Source organism: Bradyrhizobium sp. CCBAU 11386 (assembly GCF_028128955.1).
In the GTDB taxonomy this organism is placed as follows: Bacteria; Pseudomonadota; Alphaproteobacteria; order Rhizobiales; family Xanthobacteraceae; genus Bradyrhizobium.
Genome location: NZ_LBKA01000219.1, coordinates 32654 through 57250, shown reverse-complemented (window position 1 = coordinate 57250; position 24597 = coordinate 32654). Strand labels below are relative to the sequence as shown.

General features: G+C 65.1%; 18 protein-coding genes and 1 pseudogene. 11 read left to right on the top strand and 8 right to left on the bottom strand.

The window, feature by feature from the left end; genetic code table 11:
* The first annotated feature begins 266 nt into the window (after nucleotides 1–266).
* Genes XI09_RS18835 through XI09_RS18815 form a run of 5 tightly spaced genes read left to right on the top strand, consistent with a single transcriptional unit; the run spans nucleotide 267 to nucleotide 5742 of the window.
* The gene (locus XI09_RS18835) at nucleotides 267–1865 is read left to right on the top strand and encodes an ABC transporter substrate-binding protein (RefSeq protein ID WP_271568161.1); all 1599 of its coding nucleotides are present in this window, start codon (nucleotides 267–269) and stop codon (nucleotides 1863–1865) included.
* A gap of 30 nt (nucleotides 1866–1895) precedes the next feature.
* Nucleotides 1896–2843, top strand: a complete 948-nt coding sequence (locus XI09_RS18830) for an ABC transporter permease (protein ID WP_271568160.1) — start codon at nucleotides 1896–1898, stop codon at nucleotides 2841–2843.
* Between the two features lie 9 nt (nucleotides 2844–2852).
* A complete protein-coding gene (locus XI09_RS18825; RefSeq protein ID WP_271568159.1) occupies nucleotides 2853–3746 on the top strand; it encodes an ABC transporter permease in 894 nt (297 codons plus the stop codon).
* Nucleotides 3746–4750: an ABC transporter ATP-binding protein gene (locus XI09_RS18820; RefSeq protein WP_271568158.1), complete on the top strand. Its 1005-nt coding sequence runs from the start codon at nucleotides 3746–3748 to the stop codon at nucleotides 4748–4750. Before XI09_RS18825 ends, XI09_RS18820 begins: the two co-directional genes overlap by 1 nt.
* Complete coding sequence (locus tag XI09_RS18815) at nucleotides 4747–5742, top strand: ABC transporter ATP-binding protein (RefSeq protein WP_271568157.1); 996 nt, start codon at nucleotides 4747–4749, stop codon at nucleotides 5740–5742. The genes XI09_RS18820 and XI09_RS18815 overlap by 4 nt, the downstream gene beginning before the upstream one ends.
* Nucleotides 5743–5870: 128 nt before the next feature.
* On the opposite strand, the gene XI09_RS18810 is transcribed toward XI09_RS18815, so the two are convergent.
* From XI09_RS18810 to XI09_RS18780, 7 genes are all read right to left on the bottom strand, one after another.
* The gene (locus XI09_RS18810) at nucleotides 5871–7847 is read right to left on the bottom strand and encodes an acetyl/propionyl/methylcrotonyl-CoA carboxylase subunit alpha (RefSeq protein WP_271568156.1); all 1977 of its coding nucleotides are present in this window, start codon (nucleotides 7845–7847) and stop codon (nucleotides 5871–5873) included.
* Nucleotides 7844–9460, bottom strand: a complete 1617-nt coding sequence (locus XI09_RS18805; protein WP_271568155.1) for an acyl-CoA carboxylase subunit beta — start codon at nucleotides 9458–9460, stop codon at nucleotides 7844–7846. Before XI09_RS18805 ends, XI09_RS18810 begins: the two co-directional genes overlap by 4 nt.
* Before the next feature lie 111 nt (nucleotides 9461–9571).
* A complete protein-coding gene (locus XI09_RS18800) occupies nucleotides 9572–10438 on the bottom strand; it encodes a 3-keto-5-aminohexanoate cleavage protein (RefSeq protein WP_271568154.1) in 867 nt (288 codons plus the stop codon).
* A gap of 238 nt (nucleotides 10439–10676) precedes the next feature.
* Entirely contained in the window at nucleotides 10677–11477 is an 801-nt protein-coding gene (locus tag XI09_RS18795) for a helix-turn-helix domain-containing protein (protein ID WP_135179156.1), read from the bottom strand.
* Nucleotides 11478–11766: 289 nt separating this feature from the next.
* Nucleotides 11767–12423, bottom strand: a complete 657-nt coding sequence (locus tag XI09_RS18790; RefSeq protein WP_271568153.1) for a glutathione S-transferase family protein — start codon at nucleotides 12421–12423, stop codon at nucleotides 11767–11769.
* Nucleotides 12423–13586 carry an acyl-CoA dehydrogenase family protein gene (locus XI09_RS18785; RefSeq protein ID WP_271568152.1) on the bottom strand — a complete coding sequence of 388 codons (1164 nt, stop codon included), beginning with the start codon at nucleotides 13584–13586 and terminating at the stop codon, nucleotides 12423–12425. Before XI09_RS18785 ends, XI09_RS18790 begins: the two co-directional genes overlap by 1 nt.
* A 126-nt stretch (nucleotides 13587–13712) precedes the next feature.
* A complete protein-coding gene (locus XI09_RS18780) occupies nucleotides 13713–14849 on the bottom strand; it encodes an acyl-CoA dehydrogenase family protein (RefSeq protein ID WP_271568151.1) in 1137 nt (378 codons plus the stop codon).
* A gap of 263 nt (nucleotides 14850–15112) precedes the next feature.
* Between XI09_RS18780 and XI09_RS18775 the strand changes: the two genes are divergently transcribed.
* Nucleotides 15113–16681 carry an acyl-CoA synthetase gene (locus tag XI09_RS18775; RefSeq protein ID WP_271568150.1) on the top strand — a complete coding sequence of 523 codons (1569 nt, stop codon included), beginning with the start codon at nucleotides 15113–15115 and terminating at the stop codon, nucleotides 16679–16681.
* Nucleotides 16660–17199: pseudogene (locus XI09_RS18770) on the top strand (ABC transporter substrate-binding protein); the annotation flags it as partial. The gene XI09_RS18775 and the pseudogene XI09_RS18770, both read left to right, overlap by 22 nt.
* A 73-nt stretch (nucleotides 17200–17272) precedes the next feature.
* On the opposite strand, the gene XI09_RS18765 reads toward XI09_RS18770, so the two are convergent.
* Complete coding sequence (locus XI09_RS18765; RefSeq protein WP_271568149.1) at nucleotides 17273–18034, bottom strand: helix-turn-helix transcriptional regulator; 762 nt, start codon at nucleotides 18032–18034, stop codon at nucleotides 17273–17275.
* Between the two features lie 186 nt (nucleotides 18035–18220).
* On the opposite strand from XI09_RS18765, the gene XI09_RS18760 reads away from it, so the two are divergent.
* The 4 genes from XI09_RS18760 to XI09_RS18745 all read left to right on the top strand — a co-directional run bounded on the left by XI09_RS18760 (nucleotide 18221) and on the right by XI09_RS18745 (nucleotide 24583).
* Nucleotides 18221–20485: a marine proteobacterial sortase target protein gene (locus XI09_RS18760; protein WP_271568148.1), complete on the top strand. Its 2265-nt coding sequence runs from the start codon at nucleotides 18221–18223 to the stop codon at nucleotides 20483–20485.
* Nucleotides 20486–20664: 179 nt separating this feature from the next.
* Nucleotides 20665–21234, top strand: coding sequence for a class GN sortase (locus tag XI09_RS18755; protein WP_271568147.1), 570 nt, complete (start codon nucleotides 20665–20667; stop codon nucleotides 21232–21234).
* A gap of 114 nt (nucleotides 21235–21348) precedes the next feature.
* Nucleotides 21349–23568, top strand: a complete 2220-nt coding sequence (locus tag XI09_RS18750) for an acetate--CoA ligase family protein (protein ID WP_271568146.1) — start codon at nucleotides 21349–21351, stop codon at nucleotides 23566–23568.
* 193 nt (nucleotides 23569–23761) lie between these two features.
* The gene (locus XI09_RS18745; RefSeq protein WP_271568145.1) at nucleotides 23762–24583 is read left to right on the top strand and encodes an MlaD family protein; all 822 of its coding nucleotides are present in this window, start codon (nucleotides 23762–23764) and stop codon (nucleotides 24581–24583) included.
* Nucleotides 24584–24597: the final 14 nt, after the last annotated feature.

Below are 24597 nucleotides of genomic sequence, written 5' to 3'. Positions count from 1 at the left end.
CAGAAGTTGCGGCGCGACCTGGTAACCACGAGCCATCGCCAAACCCAATCCTGTGGTAATGGGTCCTGGATCAGCGCTCGCTTCGCTCCCTTGTCCAGGACGACGCCGGGGAGGAACACCTCACATTATGAGACAAGGCCCCCTGCGGCCTTCCGTCATCCGAATTGTCGAGAGCGCCGCCACCCTTGCCGGTTGCCTCGCTGCGCGGGCGTCGCTATCGTCGGTTCAAACAGGCCGAATAAGGCTGTTGTCCAGGGAGGACGAGGATGCGGAGCGTGCGGGCGCTCGCCGCAACGGCGGCGCTATCTTTGCTGGCGTTTTCGACCATGGCATTGGCCGGCGAGCCCAAGCAGGGCGGAATCCTGCGGATGTATCACCGCGACAGCCCCGGCAATGCCTCGATCCATGAAGGCGCGACCTACTCGCTCAACGTTCCCCTCATGCCCGTGTTCAACAACCTCGTCATCTACAAGCAGGACGTGGCGCAGAACAGCATGGATACCATCGTGCCGGAGCTCGCGGAGAGCTGGGCCTGGGTGAACGACAACAAGACGCTGACCTTCAAGCTGCGCCCGGGCATCAAATGGCACGACGGCAAGCTGTTCACCTCGGCGGACGTCAAATGCACCTTCGACATGCTGATGGGCAAGTCGCAGCAGAAGTTCCGGCAGAACCCACGCAAGACCTGGTACGATCAGGTCAACGACATCTCGACCAATGGCGATCTCGAGGTCTCCTTCAACCTGAAGCGGCCGCAACCGTCGCTGCTGGCGCTGCTCGCCTCCGGCTATACGCCCGTGTACCCGTGTCACGTCTCGCCCGGTGACATGCGCACGCATCCGATCGGTACCGGCCCGTTCAAATTCGTCGAGTTCAAGGCCAATGAATCGATCAAGCTGACGCGAAACACGGATTATTGGCGCGAGGGTCGGCCCTATCTCGACGGCATCGAGTTCACCATCATCCCGAACCGCTCGACGGCGATCCTCGCATTCGTCGCCGGCAAGTTCGACATGACATTCCCGACGCACATCACCATCCCGCTGCTGAAGGATGTGAAATCCCAGGCAGCAAATGCCGTTTGCAAGGTCGAGCCTACCAATGTCTCGACCAACATCATCGTCAATTCGACCGCACCGCCGTTCGACAATATCGACATCCGCCGCGCCATGGCGATGTCACTCGACCGCAAGGCCTTCATCTCGATCATGTTCGAGGGCCAGGCCGACATCGGCGGCACCATGCTGCCGCCGCCGAACGGGCTGTGGGGCATGCCGAAGGAGATGCTGGAGAGCATTCCGGGCTATGGTCCCGACGTGAACGCCAACCGCGAGGAGGCGCGCAAGCTGATGCAGAAGGCGGGCTACGGTCCGGAAAAGCATCTCGCGGTCAAGGTCTCGACCCGCAACCTTGCCGAATATCGCGATCCCGCGGTGATCCTGATCGACCAGCTCAAGAGCATCTATATCGACGGCGAGCTCGACGTCGTCGAAACGGCGAACTGGTTCTCGAAAGTCGCGCGCAAGGACTACATGCTCGGCCTCAATCTGACCGGCAACGCCGTGGACGATCCCGACCAGTCGTTTTACGAGAACTATTCCTGCGGTTCCGAGCGGAACTACACCAACTACTGCAACAAGGACATCGAAAAGCTGTTCGAGGTGCAGTCGCAGGAGACCGACATCGCCAAACGCAAGAAGCTGGTATGGGACATCGACAAGAAGTTGCAGGAGGACGTCGCGCGCCCGATCATCTTCCATGCGCGCGCGGGCACCTGCTGGCAGCCCTACGTCAAGGGCGTGACGGTCATGTCGAACAGCTCCTATAATGGGTATCGGTACGAAGACGTTTGGATGGACAAGTAGCGCGCTGACGGTTCGACGGGAGGGCGCGGGATGTTTGCCTATCTGGTGCGGCGCCTGTTTCTGATGATCGTGACCCTGTTCGGGATCTCGGTCGTCATCTTCTTCCTGCTGCGCATCGTGCCCGGCAACATCGTCGACATCCTGTTTGCCGCGGCCGGCTATGTCGATCCCGCCGACAAGGCCAATCTGGAGAAGGAGCTCGGCATCGACCAGCCGCTGGTGGTGCAATATTGGCACTGGATCAGCGGCTTCCTGCGCGGCGATTTTGGTTACTCCTATGTCTCCGAGAAGCCGGCGCTTCAGGAGATCCTGCCGCGGATCCCGATCACGGCGCGGCTCGCCGGCTTGGCGCTGCTGTTTTCGGCGTCCATCGGTATTCCCTTGGGCGTCATCAGCGCGGTGAAGCAGGGAACGCGGCTCGACTACGCGCTGCGCGTCGTGAGTCTTTCCGGCCTGTCGCTGCCGTCATTCTGGCTGGGGCTGCTGGTCCTCACGGCGTCGGTGGCGATGTTCGGCCAGATGCCGCTCTTCAATCCGAACCCCCAGAGTTTTGGCGAGGCGGTCGCAACCTATTGCATCCCGGCGATGGTGGTCGGATTCCGCAGTTCGGCACTGACCATGCGCATCACCCGCTCCTCGATGCTGGAGGTGCTGCGGCAGGATTACATCCGCACCGCGCGCGCCAAGGGCGCATCCGATGCCGCGGTGAACTACCAGCATGCGCTGAAGAACGCGATCCTGCCCGTCATCACCGTGATCGGGATCGAGGCGGCGTTCCTGATCGGCGGACTGATCGTCACCGAGACCGTGTTCAACATCCCCGGCGTCGCGCGCTTCCTGGTCGAGGCGATCCGCTGGCGCGATTATCCGATCGTGCAGAACCTCGTGATGCTGATCGCCGTGGTGGTGGTGAGCGCGAATTTCATCGTCGACATGCTGTATGCGGTGTTCGATCCGCGTATCCGGTACACGGATTAGGAGAGCTGATTGGCCACGATCGACTATGATCTTGAACTGAGACGCGCCGGCGTGCATGCGACCGAGGGCTGGCGGCGCGTGCTGTTTCTGGCGCAGCGGCATGTGCTGGGCGCTGCGGGGCTCGTCATCATGACGGCGTTCATCCTCACGGCGATCTTCGCCGATTTCATCGCGCGCTATGATCCGCTGACGATCGACTCCGCCCGTGCGCTAGCCCGCCCGAGCCTGGCGCACTGGATGGGTACGGATTCCTTCGGCCGCGACGTCTTCAGCCGCATCATCCATGGTGCACGCATCTCGCTTGCCGTCGGCATCGGCTCGACCGCGCTCGGCGGCACGATCGGCGTCATCGTCGGGCTGACGTCCGGTTATCTCTCCGGCTGGGTCGATCTGGTGTTCCAGCGTGTCTCTGACGTCCTCCAGGCGCTTCCATTGCTGGTCCTGGCATTGATCATGACCGCCGCACTCGGTCCGTCCTTGCCGAACGTCATCATCGCCATCGCCATTCCGTTGATCCCGACCGTGTCGCGCGTCATTCGCGCCAACACGCTGGCGCTGCGCGAACTGCCCTTTATCGAAGCCGCCAAGTCGATCGGCATGAGCGAGGTGCGCATCGCGCTCCGCCATGTGCTGCCGAACACGCTGGCGCCGCTGATCGTGCTCGCAACCGCCCAGCTCGGCTCGACGATCCTGACCGAAGCCTCGCTCTCCTTCCTCGGCCTCGGCATTCCCGAGCCTTATCCGTCCTGGGGCCGCATGCTGTCGGAATCCGCGGCCGAATATGCCCGCACCGCGCCGTGGCTGGTGATCTTCCCGGGCATCGCCATCAGCCTCGCCGTGTTCGGCGCCAACCTGTTCGGCGACGCCCTGCGCGACATTCTCGATCCGAGGCAGCGCAGTTGATGGCTGATAAATCCGATCTCGTACTCGAGGTGAAGAACCTGAAGACGGTGTTCTTCACGAACTCCGGTCTCTTCAAGGCCGTCGATGACGTTTCCTTCACGGTCAAGCGCGGTGAGACGCTGGCGATCGTCGGCGAATCCGGCTGCGGCAAGAGCGTCACCGCGCTGTCGCTGATGCGGCTGGTGCCCGATCCTCCCGGCCGCATCGTCGGCGGCACCGTCACGCTCGAAGGCACCGACCTGCTGGCGCTGAGTGAAGCACAGATGCGCGCTGTCAGGGGTAACCGCATCTCCATGATCTTCCAGGAGCCGATGACGTCGCTCAATCCCGTCATGCGGATCGGCGACCAGATCGTCGAGGCCGTGCGGCTGCACCGGGTGATGTCGGCCAAAGAAGCCTGGAACATCGCGGTCGAGATGCTGCGGCTGGTGCGGATTCCGGAACCGGCACGGCGCGCACGGGAATATCCGCACCAATTGTCCGGCGGCATGCGCCAGCGCGCGATGATCGCGATGGCGCTGGCCTGCCGGCCCGCGCTGCTGATCGCGGACGAGCCGACCACCGCGCTGGATGTCACCATCCAGGCGCAGATCCTGGCGCTGATCCTCGACCTCCAGAAGGAGCTCGGCACCGGGCTCGTGCTGATCACCCATGATCTCGGCGTTGTCGCGCAGACCGCGCAGCGCGTGATCGTGATGTATGCGGGCCGGAAGGTCGAGGAAGCCAGCGTCGAGGCGCTGTTCGCCGATCCCAAACACCCCTATACGCGCGGGCTGATGGCCTCGATTCCGTCGGTGCCGGCGTCCGGCGCCGCGACGCAGGCGCGGCTCAACGAAATTCCCGGCACCGTGCCGTCGCTGGTGCGGCTGCCACAGGGCTGCGCCTTCGCTCCGCGCTGCAAGCTCGCGATCAAGCGCTGCGAGGAGTACCCGCCATTGCAGGATTGGGGCGGAGGCCATCTCGCCGCCTGCTGGCGCGCGGCTGACGTCGCGGAGGTCGCATGACCGAAGCGCTGCTCGAAGTCACCGACCTCAAAAAGCATTACCCGGTGCGCGCCGGCGTGTTGCGCCGGCAGGTCGGCACCGTGCACGCGGTGGACGGCGTCTCGTTCACGGTTGGTGTCGGCGAAACATTGGGGCTGGTCGGCGAATCCGGCTGCGGCAAGTCGACGGTGGCGCGCAGCGTGCTGCGGCTGGTCGAACCGACCTCCGGACAGATCCGCCTCGAGGGCGAGGACATCACGCATCTTTCCAAGGCGGCGCTGCGCCCGCACCGCCGCTCGATGCAGATCGTGTTCCAGGACCCGTTCGCCTCGCTCAATCCGCGCATGACCGCGGGCGACATCGTCGGCGAACCGCTGGCCGTGCATGGGCTTGCGACCGGCAAGGCGCTCGAGGCGCGCACCGCAAAACTGTTCGAGCAGGTGGGCCTGCGGCCCGACCAGATGCGCAATTTCCCGCATCAATTCTCCGGCGGCCAGCGCCAGCGCATCTGCATCGCACGGGCGCTGGCGCTGGGGCCGCGCCTGATCGTCTGCGACGAGCCGGTCTCCGCGCTCGACGTCTCGATCCAGGCGCAGGTGATCAATCTGCTGATCGATCTCCAGCGCCAGCACGGCTTCTCCTACCTCTTCATCGCGCACGACCTCGCCGTGGTCGCCCATATCAGCCACCGCGTCGCCGTGATGTATCTCGGCCGCATTGTCGAGATCGCCGGCAAGGACGAGCTGTTCAAGAACCCCCGGCATCCCTACACGCAGGCCCTGCTCGCCTCCGTGCCGGTTGCCAACCCGCTCGCGAAGAAGCTCGCGCCGCTGGTCGATGGCGACGTGCCGAGCCCGGTCAATCCCCCATCAGGCTGCGCGTTTCACACCCGCTGCCGGTTTGCGATGGACCGATGCAAGATTGAGCGGCCGGCGCTGATGGATGCGGGCGCCGGACATCAGGTGGCGTGTTTGCTGAATGAGGGGACGGGGCGTACCAACGCGATCCCGTAGGGTGGGTTAGCCTTGCGACTGCGCGAAGCGCAGTTCGCTGGGCGTAACCCACCATGTTTCCCCGATTGCGGGACGAAGTTGGTGGGTTACGCTTCGCTAACCCACCCTACGATTCCGAGTTCCCCGCTCTAGCCCGCCTCGATCTCCGCCACGATCCGTCCCGTCGTGACCTGCTCGCCTTCGGCAACGTCGATCGCGGCGACCACGCCGTCGATGCCGGCCTTGTGGATATGCTCCATCTTCATCGCTTCCAGCGTCATCACCGGCTGGCCCGCGGCGACGCGGTCGCCCGGCTTGACCAGCACGGCGACGACGCGGCCGTTCAGGGCGGCGCGAACCTTGCCGTCGCCCCCGTTGCTTGCAGCGGCCTTCGGCGCGGCGAGGGTGAAATCGGTCACCGCGAGCGGAATGCCGCGGTGCTGGAGATAGAGCCGGTCACCCTCGCGCAGGAACTTGGCGCTGTCCATCACGCCGTCATGGCGGAAGCGGATCGCATCGGGATCGAGCTGCTCGATGTCGAACCTGTCCTGCCGGCCGTCGGCGGCGACGGTGTAGCCGCCGTCGCGCTCGCGGGTGACCTCGAGCTCATGCCCGTGGCCGGCGATCTCGATTTTCGCGGGCAGAGGGAACGTTGCCGACAGGCTCCGCCCCCCTCTCCATGACGGCGCGCGCGGATTTGTGACGTAGAGCAGCAGGCCCGCCAGCGCTGTGTCGAACGCTGCGTCCGCCGGCTGCGCCAGCAGCTCGTCGCGATGCGCACCGATGAACGCCGTCGTCGCCTCGCCCTTGGCGAAGCCGGGGTGACGCAGGCACGCCATCAGGAAAGCCTGGTTGGTGGTCACGCCGAAAGCGGTGAGCTGCTCCAGGCCGACGATCAGCCGTCCCCTCGCCTCTTCGCGCGTGGCACCATGACTGACCAGCTTGGCGATCATCGAATCGTAGAACGGCGGGATCTCCGCACCCGATTGCAGCGCATGCTCAACGCGGATGCTGTCAGGCACCTGCCAACGCGCCATGCGGCCGGACTGCGGCATGAAATCGTGCGCGGCATCTTCCGAGCACAGCCGGACCTCGATGGCATGGCCTACGAAGCGGATATCCTGCTGCTTCACCGGCAGCGGCTCGCCGCGCGCGACGCGCAGCTGCAATTCGACGAGATCGAGCCCGGTGATGGCTTCAGTCACGGGATGCTCGACCTGGAGGCGCGTGTTCATCTCCATGAAGTAGAACTCGCCGCTCGCATCGAGCAGGAACTCCAGCGTGCCGGCGCCCTCGTAACGCAATGCCTTCACCGCGGCGACTGCGAGCTCGCCCATTTTCGCGCGCAGCTCCGGCGCGACTGCCGGCGACGGCGCCTCCTCGATCAGCTTCTGGTGCCGGCGCTGCACCGAGCAGTCACGCTCGCCGAGATGGATGGCGTTGCCGTGGCTGTCGCCGAACACCTGGATTTCGATGTGCCGGGGATTTTGGATCGCGCGTTCGAGGATGATCGCGGGATCGCCGAACGCAGCCTTCGCCTCCGATCGTGCGCTGCGCAACGCATCGGGGAACGACGCCGCATCGGTCACGAGCCGCATGCCGCGGCCGCCGCCACCGGCGACCGCCTTGATCATCACGGGGAAGCCGATCTTCTTGGCTTCCGCGAGCATGACCTCGTCGCTCTGCTCGGTGCCCTGATAGCCGGGCACGCACGGCACCCCGGCCTTCCTCATGATCTCCTTGGCGCCGGCCTTGTTGCCCATCGCCTCGATCGCCTGGGGCGACGGGCCGATGAAGACGAGACCCGCCTCCTTGCAGGCCTGCGCGAAGTCCTCGTTCTCGGCGAGGAAACCGTAGCCTGGATGGACGGCATCCGCGCCGCAGGCCTTGGCCGCGGCAATGATCGCGGGGATGTTGAGATAGGATTGCGCCGGCAGGGCTTCGCCGATGCGCACGGCCTGATCGGCCTGCCGCACATGCAGCGCATCGCGATCGGCGTCGGAATAGACTGCGACGACGCCGAGGCCGAGCTTCCGCGCGCTGTGCATTACCCGCAGCGCAATCTCGCCGCGATTGGCAATCAGGACCTTGAAGAACGGCCGGAGCTGCACTGATCCGTTCCTCATGGGCGGGCCACCGAAAACTGCATGCGCTGGGGCGTGCGTGCGTCGCCCTCGCGGCAGATCGCGAGCACCTCCGACAGCACCGCACGGGTGTCGCGCGGATCGATCACGCCATCGTCGAGCACGCGCGCGCTGGTCGAGAACACGTCCATCTGGCCATCGAACACGCCGACGATCTGCGCCTTCATGGCGTCCAGCTTGTCCTTCTCGATCGGCTTGCCGCGGCGCGCGGCGGCGGCTTCCGTCACGATGGCCATGGTCTCGGCGGCCTGCTCGCCGCCCATCACCGCGGTCTTGGCGTTGGGCCAGGAGAAGCAGAAGCGCGGATGGAAGCCGCGCCCGCACATGCCGTAATTGCCGGCGCCGAACGAGGCGCCGCAATAGATGGTGATCTGCGGCACGGTCGCCGACGTCACCGCCTGGATCATCTTCGAGCCGTGCTTGATCATGCCGGCTTCTTCATAGGCCTTGCCGACCATGTAGCCGGTGGTGTTGTTCAGATAGAGCAGCGGCGTCCGGGTCTGGCAGCAGGCCTGGATGAAATGCGTTGCCTTGTTGGCGCCATCAGGATCAAGCGGGCCGTTGTTGGTGATGATGCCGATCGCCTGCCCCTCGATGCGGGCATGGCCGCAAACGGTGGCCGGGCCGTAATTCGGCGCCATCTCGGTGAAGTCGGAATCATCGATGATGCGCGCGATCACCTGCTTCATGTCCACGGGGCGTTTGTGGTCCATCGGCATGATGCCGAGCAGCTCGTCCTGGTCGTAGCGCGGCGGCTTGAATTGAAGCGCCGCCCTACCCGGCCGCTCCCACTCCAGCGCCGCCATGATCTCGCGTGCGATGCGCAGCGCATCGCGATCATCCTCGGCGAGGTAATCGCCCAGGCCGGAGATCTGGGTATGCATCTCGGCGCCGCCGAGCTCTTCCTCGGTCGCGATCTCGCCGGTTGCGGCTTTCAGCAGCGGCGGCCCCGCGAGAAAGGCGCGGGTGCGGCCGCGCACCATGACGATGTAGTCGGACAGGCCCGTTTGATAGGCACCGCCCGCGGTGGACGATCCGTGCGTCACGGTCACGACCGGCAGTCCCGCCGCCGAGAGCCGTGCGAGATTGCGAAAGATGTTGCCGCCGCGGACGAAATCCTCGACGCGGTAACGCAGCAGGTTGGCGCCGGCGCTTTCGACCAGCTGCACGTAAGGCAGCTTGTTCTCCAGCGCGAGCTCCTGCACCCGCAGCGTCTTGTCGAGGCCGAAAGGCTGCAGCGCGCCGGCGTCGATGCCGGAATCGCTGGCGCTGACCATGCAGCGGATGCCCGAGACGAAGCCGATGCCGGCGATGACGCCGCCGCCCGGCACGCTCTTGTTCGCATCCGGCACGTCGAACATGTAGCCGGCGAGTGTCGACAGCTCGATGAAGGGCGCGCCGGGATCGAGCACCAGCGCCACGCGTTCGCGCGGCAGCAGCTGGCCGCGCTTGTGGAAACGATCCTTTGCCGCGGCCGACGCCGCCCGCGTGCGCTCTTCCAGCGCGCGCATGCGGTCGATCAAACCCAGCATGCCATCGCGGTTGGCGTGGTAGGCGGCGCTGCCGGGAGAAATGGTGTTTTCGAGAATGGACACAGTTTACTCCGTCATTCCGGGGCGATGCGAAGCATCGAACCCGGAATCTCGAGGTTCTCAGGTGCGCAACTGCGCACCATAGTTCGCGCTTCGCGCGCCCCGGAACGACACTCAGCGATTCGTCCCAAAGATCTTCCGCGCCTCGGCGGGGCTTGCGATCTCGCGGCCGGCGCGGCGGGCACAGGCTGCGACGGCTTCGATCAGCTGGCCGTTCGACGTCACCTTCGTGCCGTCGGCGAGATAGAAGGTGTCTTCGAGACCGGTACGCAGATGGCCGCCGAGCTCGGCGCAGCGCTGGTGCAGCGGCCAGATCTCTTCGCGGCCGATCGCCGTGACCTGCCAATGCGCTTCGGGGCGCTTCAGCTTGATCAGGAGCGGCAGCAGGTCGGGGTCCGACGGCATGCCGGAGGCAACACCCATCACGAAGTTATATTCGAGCGGGCCCTTGTACATGCCGACCTGGGTGTACATGCCGACGCAGCGCACGATGCCGACGTCGAAGCACTCGAATTCGGGGATGGTGCCTACCGCGTTCATGACGTCGAGATAGTCCTTCACCTTCTCGACGGCGTTGTCGAACATCATCGGCGGCCAGGCCCAGGTGTTGTCGGCCTTCACTTTCAGATAATTCAGCGAGCCGGCGTTGCAGGCGGCGATCTCCGGCTTCGTCTCACGGATGCAGTCGAGTGCGCCGCTGTAGTTCGGCCCCGACACGCCCGAGGTGTGGTTGATGATCACGCCCGGGCAGGACTCTCGGATCGCCTGCTGGATCTCCTTGCTGACGCTGACCTCCCAGGACGGCAGATGTCCCTTGTTCGGCGCCTGCTGGCGCAGATGGATGTGCATGATGCTGGCGCCGGCATCGAACGCAGCTTTGGCCTCGCGTGCCATCTGCTCGGGCGTCACCGGCACGTTGTGCTGCCTGGGGTCGGTGAGCACGCCGTTCAGCGCGCAGGTGATGACGGCCTTGTCGCTCATGCCTTGACGCTCATGACTTGGATGTCTCGCAGGTTGAGAATTCAACGCTTGCGATCATGTGACGCGCGGCATGCGGCTTCTTGCGCGGAGAAGCTAGGGGGAAACGAGGAACTGTAGGGTGGGTTAGCCGAAGGCGTAACCCACCAAGGTCTCTCAACCGCGGAGACAGAAGTGGTGGGTTACGCTGGCGGACTGCGCTTCGCGCAGCCGCGAGCTAACCCACCCTACGAGGGCAACGCTAGCTCGCTTCCGCGAGCCTCACCGTCTCGGTGCTGCGATAGATCGCAAGGTCGCGCGAACCGACGAAGATCGCGCGCGGCTTCAATCCGTAGAAACGGCGGATCGAATGGCTGAAATGCGTCGAGTCGGGATAGCCGATGTCCTGCGCGAGATGGGCGAGGTTGAGGTCCTGATTGGCGAAGTGCAGCAGGTGCCGCGCGCGCTTCCAGGCGCGGAAGGAGCGGAACGAGATGCCGGTCTCCTCCTTGAACAGATGCAGGAAGCGCGAGGCGGAGAGGCCTGCTTCCGCAGCACATGTATCCGCCGTCACCGGTTCGCCGGAGAAGCGTCCGATGCGCGCGACCGCGCGCATCACCCGCGGATCGAGCACGCGGCGCGGCAGCGCCTCGCCAAAGCACATCTCGTCGAATTCGGCGGTGGTGATGTCGCCGTAGCGGCGCTGGCGCAGCAGCGCGTAGGCGGCGAGGATCTTGCGGGCATAGACGGCCCGGTCCGGTCCGGTCAGCCGCTCGGCCAAAGCCTCGATCACGCCATCCGGCATGCTTTCCGGCTCGAGCGTCACGCTGATTGCCGTGCGGTAGTCGCCGGCAATGGAATGCCGCTGGTTCGGCAGGGTGACGAACAGCTCGCCGGTGGCAAGGACGTCGTCGATCGTCAGGTGCAGGTTGCCCTTGACCGCCACATAGACATGGCAACAGCCAGGGGTCCGCTTGCGGGGGCGGCCGAGCAGGCCGGCATAGAATACTCGTTCCGGCGTGATGAGCATCAGATGGTCGGATTCGCGACCGATATCTTCCATTGGGGTCCTCCTCGCGCGGCTCTCTGGCCGCTGCGGACGGAGGTCACCTTAGCGGAAATTTGGGCGCTGTCACGACGGGATAGCGCTGTCACGGCGCGCAAAAAGGGTGTCATTCCGGGACGACCGAAGGACGAGCTCGGAACCTTTCAACCACACCGTCGTCCCGGCGAAGGCCGGGACCCACCGCGAGGTCTACCGATGCGGGCGGTGCTGATCCCGAACGACCAATCTTCGCAAAACATCTCCCTGGGAGTATGGGTCCCGGCCTTCGCCGGGACGACATTGGGGCTTACGCCCTCACCCTTGGCGCGACATTCTGCTCGACGCCGGCCTTCTGCTCTGCAGCAACCGCGCGTTTGAAGCCCTCGCGTTGCTGCAATCGCGCCCAATAGGCTGCGACATTTGGCCCGAAGTCCTTGGCGAGGCCGATATTGTCGGCGAGGCGGAGCGCGTAGCCGATCACGATGTCGGCGGCGGTGAAGCGGCCGGCGCACAAGGTTTCGGCATTCGCGGTTGCTGCCTCAACGGCGCGCAGCCGGCCGAGGAACCATTTGGCGTAGTCGCCGGCGACCTGCGGATTACGGCGCTCCTCGGGCTCGAGCTGGGTGTAGCGGAGCACCAGCGTTTGCGGGAAGGTCAACGTGGCATCGCTGAAATACATCCAGTTCAGGAACGCGCCATAGGCGGGATCCTCGGGTCTCACCATCAGCGGCGTCGGCCCGTGCTTGATGCCGAGGTAATGACAGATGCCGGAGGACTCCGTCATCTTCGTCTCGCCGTCGATCATGAACGGGATGGTGCCGAGCGGATTGATGCCGAGATATTCCTTGGCGAACACCCGCGGCGGGAACGGCAGCATCTTCAACTCGTACGGCAGCCCCATCTCCTCCAGCATCCAGAGCGGACGGAACGAGCGTGCGGCGTCACAGTGATAGAGCGTGATCATCAGGAATTCCCTTTGCTGCCGGGCAGCGTACCCATCATCTTGCACAGGACCATCAGCATGACCTCGTCGGCGCCGCCGCCGATCGAGGTCAGACGGCTGTCGCGATAGGCACGGCTGACCGGCGTCTCGTTGGTAAAGCCCATCCCGCCCCAATATTGCAAGCAGGCGTCGGTGAGCTCGCGGCCGAGCCGGCCCGCCTTGAGCTTGGCCATGGTCGCGAGCCTGGTCACGTCCTCGCCCGCCACCAGCGCCTCACCGGCACGATAGATCAGCGCACGCAACAGCTCGACCTCGGTCTGCATCTCCGCGAGCTTGAAGTGCACGACTTGATTGTCGAGGATGCTCTGGCCAAAAGCCTTGCGGTTGCGCGTGTACTCGATGGTCTCGTTGATGATGTATTCATGCGCCTTCAGGCAGGCCGCCGCGCCCCACAGACGCTCCTCCTGGAACTGGATCATCTGGTAGGTAAAGCCCTTGCCCTCCTCGCCGATCCGGTTGCGCTTGGGGACGCGGACATCGTCGAAGAATATCTGCGCGGTGTCGGACGAGCGCATGCCCATCTTGTCGAGCTTGCGCGCCACTGTGACGCCCTTGGCCTTCATGGGCACGCAGATCAGCGACTTGTTGCGGTGAACGGGCCCATCGCCGGTGTTGGCGAGCAGGCAGATCCAGTCGGCCTGGGTGCCGTTGGTGATCCACATCTTGCCGCCGTTGATGACATAGTCGTCGCCATCCGAACGTGCGTTGGTCTTGATCGAGGCAACGTCCGAACCTGCACCGGGCTCGGAAACGCCGATGCAGGCCACATAGTCACCGGAGATCGACGGCGCCAGGAATTCCCGTCGCACCTCCTCCGAGCCGAATCGCGCCAGCGCGGGCGTCGCCATGTCGGTCTGCACCCCGATCGCCATCGGCACGCCGCCACAGGTGATGGTCCCAAGCTCCTCCGCCATCATCAGCGCGTAGGAATAGTCGAGCCCAGAGCCGCCGAATTCGACCGGCTTGTTCAATCCGAGGAAGCCGAGGTTGCCCATCTTCTTGAACAGCTCGTGCGCGGGGAAGATGTCGGCCTTCTCCCATTCATCGACGTGAGGGTTGATCTCGCCCGCGATGAACCTTTGCAGGGAACGGCGGATGTCGTCGTGGTCGGCGGTGAACAGCATGTTATCCTCTCGTCATTCCGGGGCATCGCGAAGCGATGAGCCCGGAATCCATTTCTCTGCGGAGTCTGGAGCCCGATGGATTCCGGGCTCGCGCGCCTTGCGCGCGCCCCGGAATGACAGCGTGCATCACAGCCCCATCTGCCTTGAGGCCAGATCCTTCATGATCTCCTCGGTGCCGCCGCCGATGGCGTTGACCTTGACCTCGCGGTAGATGCGCTCGGCCTTGATGCCGCGCATGAAGCCGGCGCCGCCAAAGATCTGCACGGCTTCCGAGGCGCAGAACGCCATGGTCTGAGTTGCCTGGTTCTTCATCATGCAGATTTCGGCGACCGGACTTTCGCCCTGCTCCAGACGCCAGGCCAACATCTCCAGCATCGCCTGCGACGCCGCCACCTTCTGCGCCATGTCGACGATCTTGTGCCTGATAACCTGGTGCTGGGCGAGCGGCTTGCCGAAGGTCTTGCGCTCCTTGGCGTAGGCAGTCGCCTCGTCGAGGCAGACGCGGGCGAAGGCGGTACAGCTCGCCGCCATGCCCATGCGCTCGCTGTTGAAATTCTGCATGATGATCTTGAAGCCCTGGCCCTCCTCGCCGATCAGATTTTCGGCCGGCACGCGGCAGTCGTCGAAATGCAGCGTCGCGGTGTCGGAGGCCCACCAGCCCATCTTCTTCAGCTTCGTGCGCGACAGGCCGGGCGTGTCGCCCTCGATCAGGAGCAGGCTGACGCCGCCGGCGCCCTCGCCGCCGGTGCGCACCGCAACGGTCAGATAATCGGCGCGCACGCCCGAGGTGATGAAGGTCTTCTCACCGCTCACGACGTAGTGATCGCCGTCGCGCCGCGCCTTGGTGCGGAGGCCCGCAACGTCCGAACCGCCGCCCGGCTCGGTGATCGCGAGCGCGGAGATCTTCTCGCCTGCCAGCACCTGCGGCAGCACGCGCGCCTTCACCTCCGGCCGCGCCGCACGCGCGATCGGTGGTGAGCCGATGGTGTGGCTCATCAGGCTGGCGCTGACGCCGCCGGCGCCGGCCTGCGCCAGCTCCTGGCTCGCCACGATCTTCATGAACTGGTCGGCGGCAATCCCGCCATATTCCTCAGGGAATCCCAGCCCCAGCAGCCCGATCTCCGCCGCCTTGCAATAGAGCGCGCGGGGAAACTCGCCGGCCTCGTCCCATTCATGGGCGAAGGGCGTGATCTCCTTCTCGACAAAGCGGCGCATCACGTCGCGGAAGGCGTCGTGCTCGGCGGTATAGAACGGGCTCTTCATCGCACTCTCGCCTCGCGGACGGATTCGTCTCATCCACCATGGCTGGAACCTGGGCAGCTCACTTGCGCGGAGTGGCTGACCCGACAAGGCCATTCAGCAGGCCATCACCTAGCAACTCAACGCAAGACGATTTTCGCCCCTCGCGCGCCAACTCTAAGTCAAAAAAGACGTGGTGCACAAACTCCGGCTGGCCTCAGGGCCACGCCGGGCATGGTGCACGGCAATAGGGCGCAGGCGGCACAAGACCGCCGAAGGAGGGACTTTTGGCCGTTCGTTACTACGACTGGATCGCCCATCATGGCCGCCGCACGCCTGGCAAGGTCGCGGTCATCGACCTCGCGAGCGAGCGCCGCTTCACCTATTCACAGCTGGATGCGAGGGTCTCGCGTCTCGCCTCCTGCCTGCGTCACACGCTGAAGGTCTCGCGCGGCGACCGCGTCGCGGTGCTGGCGCTGAACACGACCGATACACTGGAGGTGCAGTTCGCCTGCGGGCGGTTAGGTGCGATCTTCGTGCCGCTGAACACCCGCCTCACCGTTCCCGAGCTCCAGTTCATCACCGCCGACTGTGCGCCGAAGGTGATGATCCATGATGCCGACCTCGCCGAGACCGCGCTGAGCGTTGCCAAACTCTGCGATGTCGCGACCAGCCTGCTGCTCGGTCCCGGCGGCGCCTACGAGGCCGGCATCGCCGCCGCAAAGCCGCTCGACCGGATCGAGGAGGTCACGCTCGATGACGTCTCGACCATCATGTACACGTCCGGCACCACGGGTCATCCGAAGGGCGCGACCATCACCCATGGCATGACGTTCTGGAATTGCGTCAATCTCGGCGGTCCCGCCTGCATCGGGCCGTCCTCGGTGCTGCTCACCGTGCTGCCGCTGTTCCATACCGGCGGGCTGAATTGCTACACCAATCCCGTGCTGCATGCCGGCGGCACCGTGATGATCATGCGGGCCTTCGATCCCGGCACGGCGCTCGGCCTGATCAACGATCCCGCGCAGGGCATCAACGTGTTCTTTGGCGTCCCCGCGATCTACCAGTTCATGGCGCAGCATCCCGCCTTCGCGACGACTGACCTGACCCGGCTGATCGTCGGCGGTGTCGGCGGCGCGCCGATGCCGGTGCCGCTGCTGAAGGTCTGGGAGGCGCGCGGCGTCGCGCTCCAGCAGGGCTACGGCATGACCGAGACCTCGCCGGCCGTGCTGGTGCTCGACCGCGAGGATGCGGCGCGCAAGGCCGGCTCCGCCGGCAAGCCGGTGCTGCACACGGAGGTGCGCATCGTGCGGCCCGACGGCAGCGACGCCGATGTCGGCGAGCTTGGCGAGCTCTGGGTCAAGGGACCGAACATCACGCCCGGCTACTGGAACAAGCCGGAGGCGAACAAATCCTCCTTCACCGACGGCTGGCTGCACACGGGCGATGCGACGCGCGTCGACGAGGAAGGCTTCTACTACATCGTCGACCGCTGGAAGGACATGTACATCTCCGGCGGCGAGAACGTCTATCCGGCCGAGGTCGAGAACGTCCTGCACCAGCTTGGCGCGATCGCCGAAGCCGCCGTGATCGGCATTCCCGATCCGCAATGGGGCGAGGTGGGCGTTGCCATCGTCGCGGTCAAGCCGGGACAAAGGCTGACGGAGACCGATGTGTTCGCACATTGCGCGGCCAATCTCGCGCGCTTCAAATGCCCACGCCAAATTCGCTTCGTCGATGCGCTGCCGCGCAACGCCACCGGCAAGATCCACAAGCCGACCTTGCGCAAGGAATTCTCAGTTGTTTCCGAAGTCGACAAGAAAGTCGCCAACGCACCGGCGCGGATGTCTTCGTGAACATCTCGACCCCGAAATTCGCGGCGCAAGCCATCAAGAAGATCGCGGAGCTGGAATGGAAGCCGATGCACCTGATGTCGGACGTTTCAGTGTCCATCGGCGCGGTGATGAAGCCCGCCGGCCTCGAAGCCTCCGAGGGCGTGCTGTCGGCCGGCTATCTGAAGGACGCATCGGATCCGCAGTGGAAAGACGACGAGGGCATGAAGAAGTTCATGGCCTTCATCGACAAATACATGCCCGGCGCAAACATCTCGGACGCCAATCTGGTCTACGGCTATGCCGCGGCCCAGACGATGGTGCAGGTGCTGAAGCAGGCGGGCGACAATCTCACCCGCGAGAACGTGATGAAGCAGGCCGCCAGCCTGAAGGACTTCGCTCCCGATACGCTGATCCCGGGAATCAAGATCAACACCTCGCCGACCGACTTCGCGCCGATCGAGCAGCTCAAGATGTGGCGGTTCAAGAACGGCCAGTGGGAACTGTTCGGCCCCATCATCAGCGCTGAAACGGGCGGCTAGTTCGACCGAACCTGCCCGTCTGAAGATACCGAATAGCGGCCGAAGGGCCGCTATTCCTTTTCAGCGCGACTAGCTATCCCGGTAGGAAGAGCGCGAACGGCTCCTCGACCGTGCGGCGCAGATGCTTTCGATACAAGGCATGGTTGGCGTCGTCGGGCGCGACCCGTCCCAAAGATGGCTTCGGAACATTCCTGAGCGGCACGTAGGCGATCGGCGCCGCGATCGGCGTCAGCTGCGAGCCGGGGCCGGCGCGGAGCGTCGAGATGATGCCGTACATCTCGCCGGCGACCGTCGGCCGCGACACCGTGATCACGCGATGCTGGCCGTGCTTGATGATGACGAGATAGATGAAGCCGGACTGGTGCGGCACCGCGACCTCGCCGGTGTGTTCATAGGCGGCATCGGTCCGATCGCCCTCGCGAAAGACCAGCGACGAGACTTTCGGCTCCCAGACGATCTCGGTGCGGTAGGCGAAGATCGCGTCCTTGTCGCCGAATGACGGCCGCAACGTGATGTAGACATCCTCGAGCCAGGTCACTGCGCGATGCGCATAGGAGCCGAGGCTGTCGGGCGCGACGTCGTTTGCGGCTGGAGGCGTCACGACGATGGCGCTTTTGCGTAGGGACACGCCCAGCGCCTGCTCCAGCCGGACCGTCGTCGCCAGCGTGAACGGCCGGCGGCCGCCGAGAACCTTCTCCAGCGTCGACAGACTAAGCTTGGCCTGCTCGGCCAGCGCCTGCCGGGAGATCCGGCGTCTGGCGAGCTCCTCGCGAATGGTCTCCGCGATCTCGCGACTCTGCTCGTCCGAAAGCTGCTTGTCGCCCTGCGTCTGCATCGTAACCCCTGCCTTGGGAGCACCATTCTAGCAGGCCGGACAAACCAGCACAAAACCGCACATGGCCACCCGTCCGCGGCCCGCCCGGGCCGGCCGCGGCGGAACATTGCCGATCATTCTGCTCGCGAAATCAGGCCCTCCCGGCGGATGCTGAGAGCCAGCAAACATCCTTCGGGAGCAGGCCAAATGGACACCTACGACACAGCCGACAGCGACGAACACCCCATGCTGAGCCGGCTGATCAAGCTCGGATTGTTTCTTCTCGCGCAGGGCATCGCGGTGATGCTGGTCGCCTTCGTGGCCCTGCTGGTGAGCTTCGGGACGAGCTGGTCGGCAACGACCGAACAGGCCAGCCTGCTCCAGCCCGGCGATGCCAGGTCCGGCACCCTCCTCCTGAAGGAAGACGGCGCCTACACCGAAGCGATCCGTCTCGGCATCGATATCGACATCACGGTATCAGGCCCGACGCTTCGCACACGCGTCACCCAGGCGTTCCGCAATCCGACCAAGGACTGGGTCGAGGCCACCTATGTCTACCCGCTCGCGACCAATGGCGCCGTCGATACGCTGAAGATGGTGGTCGGCGACCGCGTCATCGTCGGCGACATCAAGGAGCGGCAGCAGGCGCGCGTGATCTATGAACAGGCGCGCAGCGCCGGCCAGAAGGCCGCGCTCACCGAGCAGGAGCGGCCCAACATCTTCACCAACTCGGTTGCCAATATCGGTCCCGGCGAAACCGTGCTGGTGCAGATCGAATATCAGGAGCCGGTGCATCAATCCGGCAACGAATATTCGCTGCGCGTACCGCTGGTGGTCGCCCCGCGCTACAATCCGGCGCCGATCGTGCAGAGTGTCGACTTCCGCAACGACGGCTCCGGCTGGGGCGCCGCCACGTCCGATCCCGTGCCCGACCGCGACCGTATCTCTCCGACGGTGCTGGATCCCGCCAAGAATGCGCCCGTTAACCCGACCAGCATCACAGTGCGTCTGAAGGCCGGCTTTGCGGTCGGCGAGGTCAAGAGCCATCACCATACCGTCAAGACGGAAAGCCCGGACAACGCCACGCGCATCGTCACGCTCGCCGACGGCGCGGTGCCAGCCGACCGCGATTTCGAGCTGACGTGGACGCCGGCGGCCCAGAAAGCACCGTCGGTCGGCCTGTTCCGCGAGCATGTCGGCGATGCCGATTACCTGCTCGCCTTCGTCACGCCGCCGAGCGCCGAGCAGGCGACGCAGAAGCCGCTGCCACGCGAGGTCGTGTTCGTGATCGACAATTCCGGCTCGATGGGCGGCACCTCGATCGTCCAGGCCAAGGCGAGCCTGCTCTACGCACTCGGCCGCCTCCAGCCGGCCGACCGCTTCAACGTCATCCGTTTCGACGATACCATGGACGTGTTGTTTCCGGCCTCCGTGCCGGCGGATGCCGCGCATGTCGGCGAAGCGACCTCGTTCGTCAGCGCGTTGCAGGCACGTGGCGGCACCGAGATGGTGCCGGCGATGCGGGCTGCGCTGACCGACAAGCTCAGCGACACCAGCATGGTTCGCCAGGTCGTGTTCCTGACCGACGGCGCGATCGGCAACGAGCAGCAATTGTTCGAGACGATCACGGCGATGCGCGGCCGCTCACGCGTGTTCATGGTCGGCATCGGGTCCGCGCCCAACACTTATCTGATGACGCGCGCTTCCGAGCTCGGCCGCGGCGCCTTCACCCATATCGGCTCTGTCGAGCAGGTCGAGGAGCGCATGCGCGGCTTGTTCGCGAAGCTGGAAAATCCCGCGGTGACCGGCCTCAGCGCAAAGTTCTCCGAAGCCACCGCCGACGTCACCCCGGCGATCATTCCCGACGTCTACCGCGACGAGCCCCTGGTGCTGGCGGCCAGGCTCGACAAGCTCGCAGGCTCGCTCGAGATCAAGGGACGCGTCGGCGACCGTCCGTGGTCGGTGACGCTGCCGTTGCAAAATGCCGCCGAAGGCAAGGGCCTGTCAAAACTCTGGGCCAAGCGCAAGATCGGCGATGCCGAAGTGGCACGCACGATGCGCGAGATGACGCCGGAAGAGGCCGACAAGGCGATCCTGGCGCTGGCGCTCGACCATCAGATCGTCACGCGGCTCACCAGCCTCGTCGCGGTCGACAAGACGCCGAGCCGTCCCGAAGGCGCGCCGCTCAAGCTCAGCGAATTGCCGGTCAACCTGCCGGCCGGCTGGGATTTCGAGAAGATCTTCGGCGAACGGCCGCAGCAGGTGCCGGCGCAGCTGCGCGAACGTCATGCCGATGCGCGCAGCCAGCCAGCGGCGAGGCGGCCGACACCCGCCGCACCCGATGCGGTCCGCCTGCCCAAGACTGCCACCTCGGCCGAGCTGAAGATGATCGGAGGTCTGATCCTGATCGTGCTCGCCCTGATCCTGTTCGTGGTCAACCGGCGTCGGCCCTTGCTCACTGACGCCGCTTGAGAGAGGAGCCCCCCCGAACTCCTCTGTTAGCGCGCGCGGCTGCCCGTCCCCTACCCAACGGCCGCGCGCGCCTTTTTATCGACCGTCATTCCGGGGCGGCTCGTAGAGCCGAACCCGGAATCTCGAGATTCCGGGTTCGATGCTTCGCATCGCCCCGGAATGACGAACGAGAGATACCAATGCCCCGCATCATCTCTCCCCTCGCTTTGGCTTTGATCGGCCTCTTCTTATTCGGCGACGGCGCCTACATCCACGCCAAGGCCTGGCTCGCGCAGGTGCTGCTGGAGCGCGCATTCGACAGAAGCGTTGCGACGGGCCGGGCGGTCAAGCCATGGTCATGGGCCGACACCTGGCCGGTCGCCCGGATCGAGGTGAAGCGGATCGGCGCCAGCGCCATCGTGCTGGAGGGCGCGAGCGGCCAGGCACTTGCTTTCGGACCCGGCCACATCCAGCAAACGGTTGATGCCGGCGAGCGCGGCGTTGCCGTCTATGCCGCCCATCGCGATACGCATTTCCGCTTCTTGCGGAATGTTGCGATCGGAGACGTGATCGAGATCACCCGCCGCGACGGCAGGCATTTCCGCTATCGCGCGGATTCTTCGGCCGTGGTCCGTTTCGACGCATCGGGCATCGATCCCGTGACGCAGGGTTTCGAGCTCGTGCTCACAACCTGCTGGCCGTTTGACGCCGTTACGTCCGGTCCCGAACGTTATGTCCTGCATGGCGTCCTGATTGGAGCGAATGAATAGCAGCGATGCATCGCTCATTCCATCACACGGCATACCATGTGGTTGCTACTGCGAAGAACTCGCCATAGAACGGAGTGACGCGCCACCAAGAAGAACAACAGGTGAGGTCACGCCATGGAAGCTCGCGTATCTGCTGCATCCTCCTCTCCGCGCCCATGGTCTCCATCGCCCAACGCCAGCGACATCGTGAAGGGCATCCACGCCATGCTGCACCCGCACAACATCGTGCTGGTGGGCGCGACCGACAAGCCCGGCAATTATGCCGAGCGCATCTGGAACAATCTGGTCAAGTACGGCTTCGAGGGCGGGCTCTATCCGGTCAACGCCAAGCGCGAGACGATCTGGGGCGTGCCCTGCTACAAGGACTTTGCGGGCCTTCCGGAAAAGCCCGATCATGTCCTGGTGCTGGTGCCTGCGCGCTTCGCCGTGCAGGTGATCCGCGATGCCGCGGCGGCCGGCGCGCGCTCGGCCACCATCGTCACCTCCGGCTTCAGCGAGTTGCAGGATGACGAGAGCCAGAAGCTCGCCGCCGAACTGCAAGCGGCCGTGCGCGAGACCGGCCTCGCCGTCACAGGTCCGAATTGCCTCGGCAACTTAAGCGCCGGCGAAAAGCTCTTCACCAACATCGACGACCGTGTCGTCACCATGGAGCAGGGCGCGGTGGCGATCGCCGGACAATCCGGCGCCATCGTCATGGCGATCCGCCAGGCGCTGGAGGATCGCGGCGTCGGCGTCGGCTACATGGTCACGACCGGCAACGAGGCCGGGCTCGAGACGCCGGACCTGATGCGTTATTTCGCGGAGGATCCGAGCATCAAGGTGATCGTGGTCTACCTCGAGGGCGTGCGCAACACCAAGGCCTTTCGCGATGCCTGCAAGGCGGCCCGCGCAGCGAGCAAGCCCGTGATCGCGCTCAAGCTCGGCGCATCCGAGGGCGGCCGCGCCGCGGCGATGGCGCACACCGGCGCGCTGGCGGGCTCGATCGAGACGTTCGACGCCATCGCAACGCGTGAAGGCGTCATCCGGGTCGGCGGGCTCGACGAGTTGATCGAGACCACCGAATGCTTCGTCCACGGCGCAGTGCCCAAGGGCGACCGGCTCGCCGCGGTCACGCTGTCCGGCGGCAAGCGCGGCATGCTGATCGACGCGTTCTACGCCGAGGGCTTGAACTTCGCGCCGCTGAGCCCGCATGTCAGCTCGGAGCTGGCGAAGATGCTCGGGCCCGGATCGATCGTCGGCAATCCGCTCGATGCCGGCTTTGCCGCGGTCGTCGATCCCTCCGTCTACATGAAATCGATCAAGCTGATGATCGACGACCCCGATATCGACATCGTCATCATCGATGCCGAGCTGCCGAAGGCGCCGCACGAGCTGCGCGAGCGCAACCTGCGCATCGTCGACGAGATGGCGAGCCGGGCCTCAAAGCCCGTGATCTACATCAGCGCGATGTCGATCGGCTTCACCGAATTCACCAAGACCCTGCGCAAATCGCTGCCGCATCTCGCGGTCATGCAGGGCATGGATCGCGCGGTCACCGCGATCAGGTCGCTGCTCGCCTATGCGAAGCTGCGCAAGGAAGTCCCCGACATCGTCTCGAGCTCGAAACCCGCCGCGCGCGCCGAGCTGGAAAAGGCGCTGACATCGGCGAACGGCGCCGCGCTCGACGAAGTCGCCTCGAAGAAGCTCCTGAAGGCGTATGGCATCCCGATCTCGAAGGAAGCGATCGCACAGACGGCGGCGGAAGCCGTGAAGATCGCGAAACAGATCGGCTTCCCGGTCGTGGCAAAGGTCGTCAGCGCCGAGATCCTGCACAAGTCCGACATCGGCGGCGTGGTGCTGAACCTGAGCAATGCGGCCGAGGTGAGGAAGGCGTTCGTCGACATCACCGCGCGGGTGAAGAGGCTGAAGGGCAAGCCGAGGCTCGACGGCATCCTGATCGCGCAGCAGGTCAAGGCCGACCTAGAACTCGTGGTCGGAGCCTCGCTCGATGCCGAGATGGGTCCGGTCGTGCTGTTCGGCACCGGCGGCATCGACATCGAGCTGGTGAAGGACGTCGCGCTCGCCGGCGCGCCGCTGGATGAGGCCGAGGCGCGGCTCCTGATCGGTCGTACCAAGGCCGGCATCAAGATGCGCGGCTATCGCGGCAAGCCGGCATTGCAGGAGGCCTCCGCGGTGAAGGCGCTGGTCGGCCTGTCCAACCTGATCGCGGATGCCGGCGACCGGATCGCCTCGATCGACATCAATCCGTTCCTGATCAACACCAGGACGGGTGTCGCAGTCGATGCCCTGATCGTACTGAACAATGCTGCGGCAAAGCGCGCAGCCGGGCATTGAGAGCCGTAGGGCGGATCAGCGCCTCGTCCGCGTCGCTCGAAGAGCAAAGGCGGACGCGTAATCCGCCAATCATCGCCGTGGCGCCGAAGACACTGGCGGGTTACGCTTCGCTAACCCGCCCTACGTACCATTGCGGCCGGAGCAGCATCCGGGCTCCTTCCAACTTCCCCGCTTTGGCCCTAGACTCAGCCTTATGGCACGCGCGAGCAATCTGGTGATCGGAACGGCGACGCTGGCGGTGATCGCCGTGGCGTTCGGCGGCCTGCTCGGCGTACAGAAATGGCGCACCATCCAGAGTCGCAGCCAGTTGCGCGTAGTGTTCGAAGGCGGTTCCGCCAGCGGCCTGCGCCGCGGCGGGCCGGTCAATTTCGACGGCGTGCCCGCCGGCCAGATCCTGTCGATCAAGCTGGACAATCCTCGCAAGGTCGTGGCGCTGGTGATGCTCGACAACACCGCGCCGATCCGCAAGGACACCGTCGCGGGCATCGAATTCCAGGGCCTGACCGGCGTCGCCGCGATCTCGCTGATCGGGGGGGCGCCCTCCGCACCGCCGGTGCCGCTGGATGCGGACGGCGTTCCCGTGCTGACCGCCGATCTCAGCGACGCCGAATCAATCGTCGACACCCTGCACAGTGTCGACCGCACGATCGTGAGCAATGCCCCCGCGATCAAGGAAGGGCTCCGCACATTCGAGAACTATAGCGCCGGCCTCAGGAGCAAGGGCGGCGAAATCGATTCCGTCATGGCCAAGGTCGACAGCGCCTTCGCGGGATTCGACAAGGCGGTCACGAAGATCGAGGGCGTAGTGCCCGGCTTCGTCGACGGCAAGGCCGACGAGCTGTTCGAGACGGTGCAGGGGCTGCGCGAACTGACCGACTCCATGAGGAAGAAGTCGGCGAGCTACATCGAGGAGATTCGTCGCTCGCTGCTCGACGTCAGCGAGACCGCCAACAAGATGGCCGGCACGCCCGTGCCGCCGCGGCCACCGCGCAAGCCCGCGCAGAAGAAGCAGTGATGCCCTTCCTTATC

Coding starts and splice junctions, on each gene's coding strand:
- XI09_RS18810 (WP_271568156.1), bottom strand. CDS start 7,847: ATGAGGAACGGATCAGTGCAGCTCCGGCCGTTCTTCAAGGTCCTGATT.
- XI09_RS18815 (WP_271568157.1), top strand. CDS start 4,747: ATGACCGAAGCGCTGCTCGAAGTCACCGACCTCAAAAAGCATTACCCG.
- XI09_RS18785 (WP_271568152.1), bottom strand. CDS start 13,586: ATGCTGTTCACCGCCGACCACGACGACATCCGCCGTTCCCTGCAAAGG.
- XI09_RS18755 (WP_271568147.1), top strand. CDS start 20,665: ATGCCCCGCATCATCTCTCCCCTCGCTTTGGCTTTGATCGGCCTCTTC.
- XI09_RS18790 (WP_271568153.1), bottom strand. CDS start 12,423: ATGATCACGCTCTATCACTGTGACGCCGCACGCTCGTTCCGTCCGCTC.
- XI09_RS18800 (WP_271568154.1), bottom strand. CDS start 10,438: ATGAGCGACAAGGCCGTCATCACCTGCGCGCTGAACGGCGTGCTCACC.
- XI09_RS18795 (WP_135179156.1), bottom strand. CDS start 11,477: ATGGAAGATATCGGTCGCGAATCCGACCATCTGATGCTCATCACGCCG.
- XI09_RS18780 (WP_271568151.1), bottom strand. CDS start 14,849: ATGAAGAGCCCGTTCTATACCGCCGAGCACGACGCCTTCCGCGACGTG.
- XI09_RS18835 (WP_271568161.1), top strand. CDS start 267: ATGCGGAGCGTGCGGGCGCTCGCCGCAACGGCGGCGCTATCTTTGCTG.
- XI09_RS18760 (WP_271568148.1), top strand. CDS start 18,221: ATGGACACCTACGACACAGCCGACAGCGACGAACACCCCATGCTGAGC.
- XI09_RS18830 (WP_271568160.1), top strand. CDS start 1,896: ATGTTTGCCTATCTGGTGCGGCGCCTGTTTCTGATGATCGTGACCCTG.
- XI09_RS18745 (WP_271568145.1), top strand. CDS start 23,762: ATGGCACGCGCGAGCAATCTGGTGATCGGAACGGCGACGCTGGCGGTG.
- XI09_RS18750 (WP_271568146.1), top strand. CDS start 21,349: ATGGAAGCTCGCGTATCTGCTGCATCCTCCTCTCCGCGCCCATGGTCT.
- XI09_RS18765 (WP_271568149.1), bottom strand. CDS start 18,034: ATGCAGACGCAGGGCGACAAGCAGCTTTCGGACGAGCAGAGTCGCGAG.
- XI09_RS18820 (WP_271568158.1), top strand. CDS start 3,746: ATGGCTGATAAATCCGATCTCGTACTCGAGGTGAAGAACCTGAAGACG.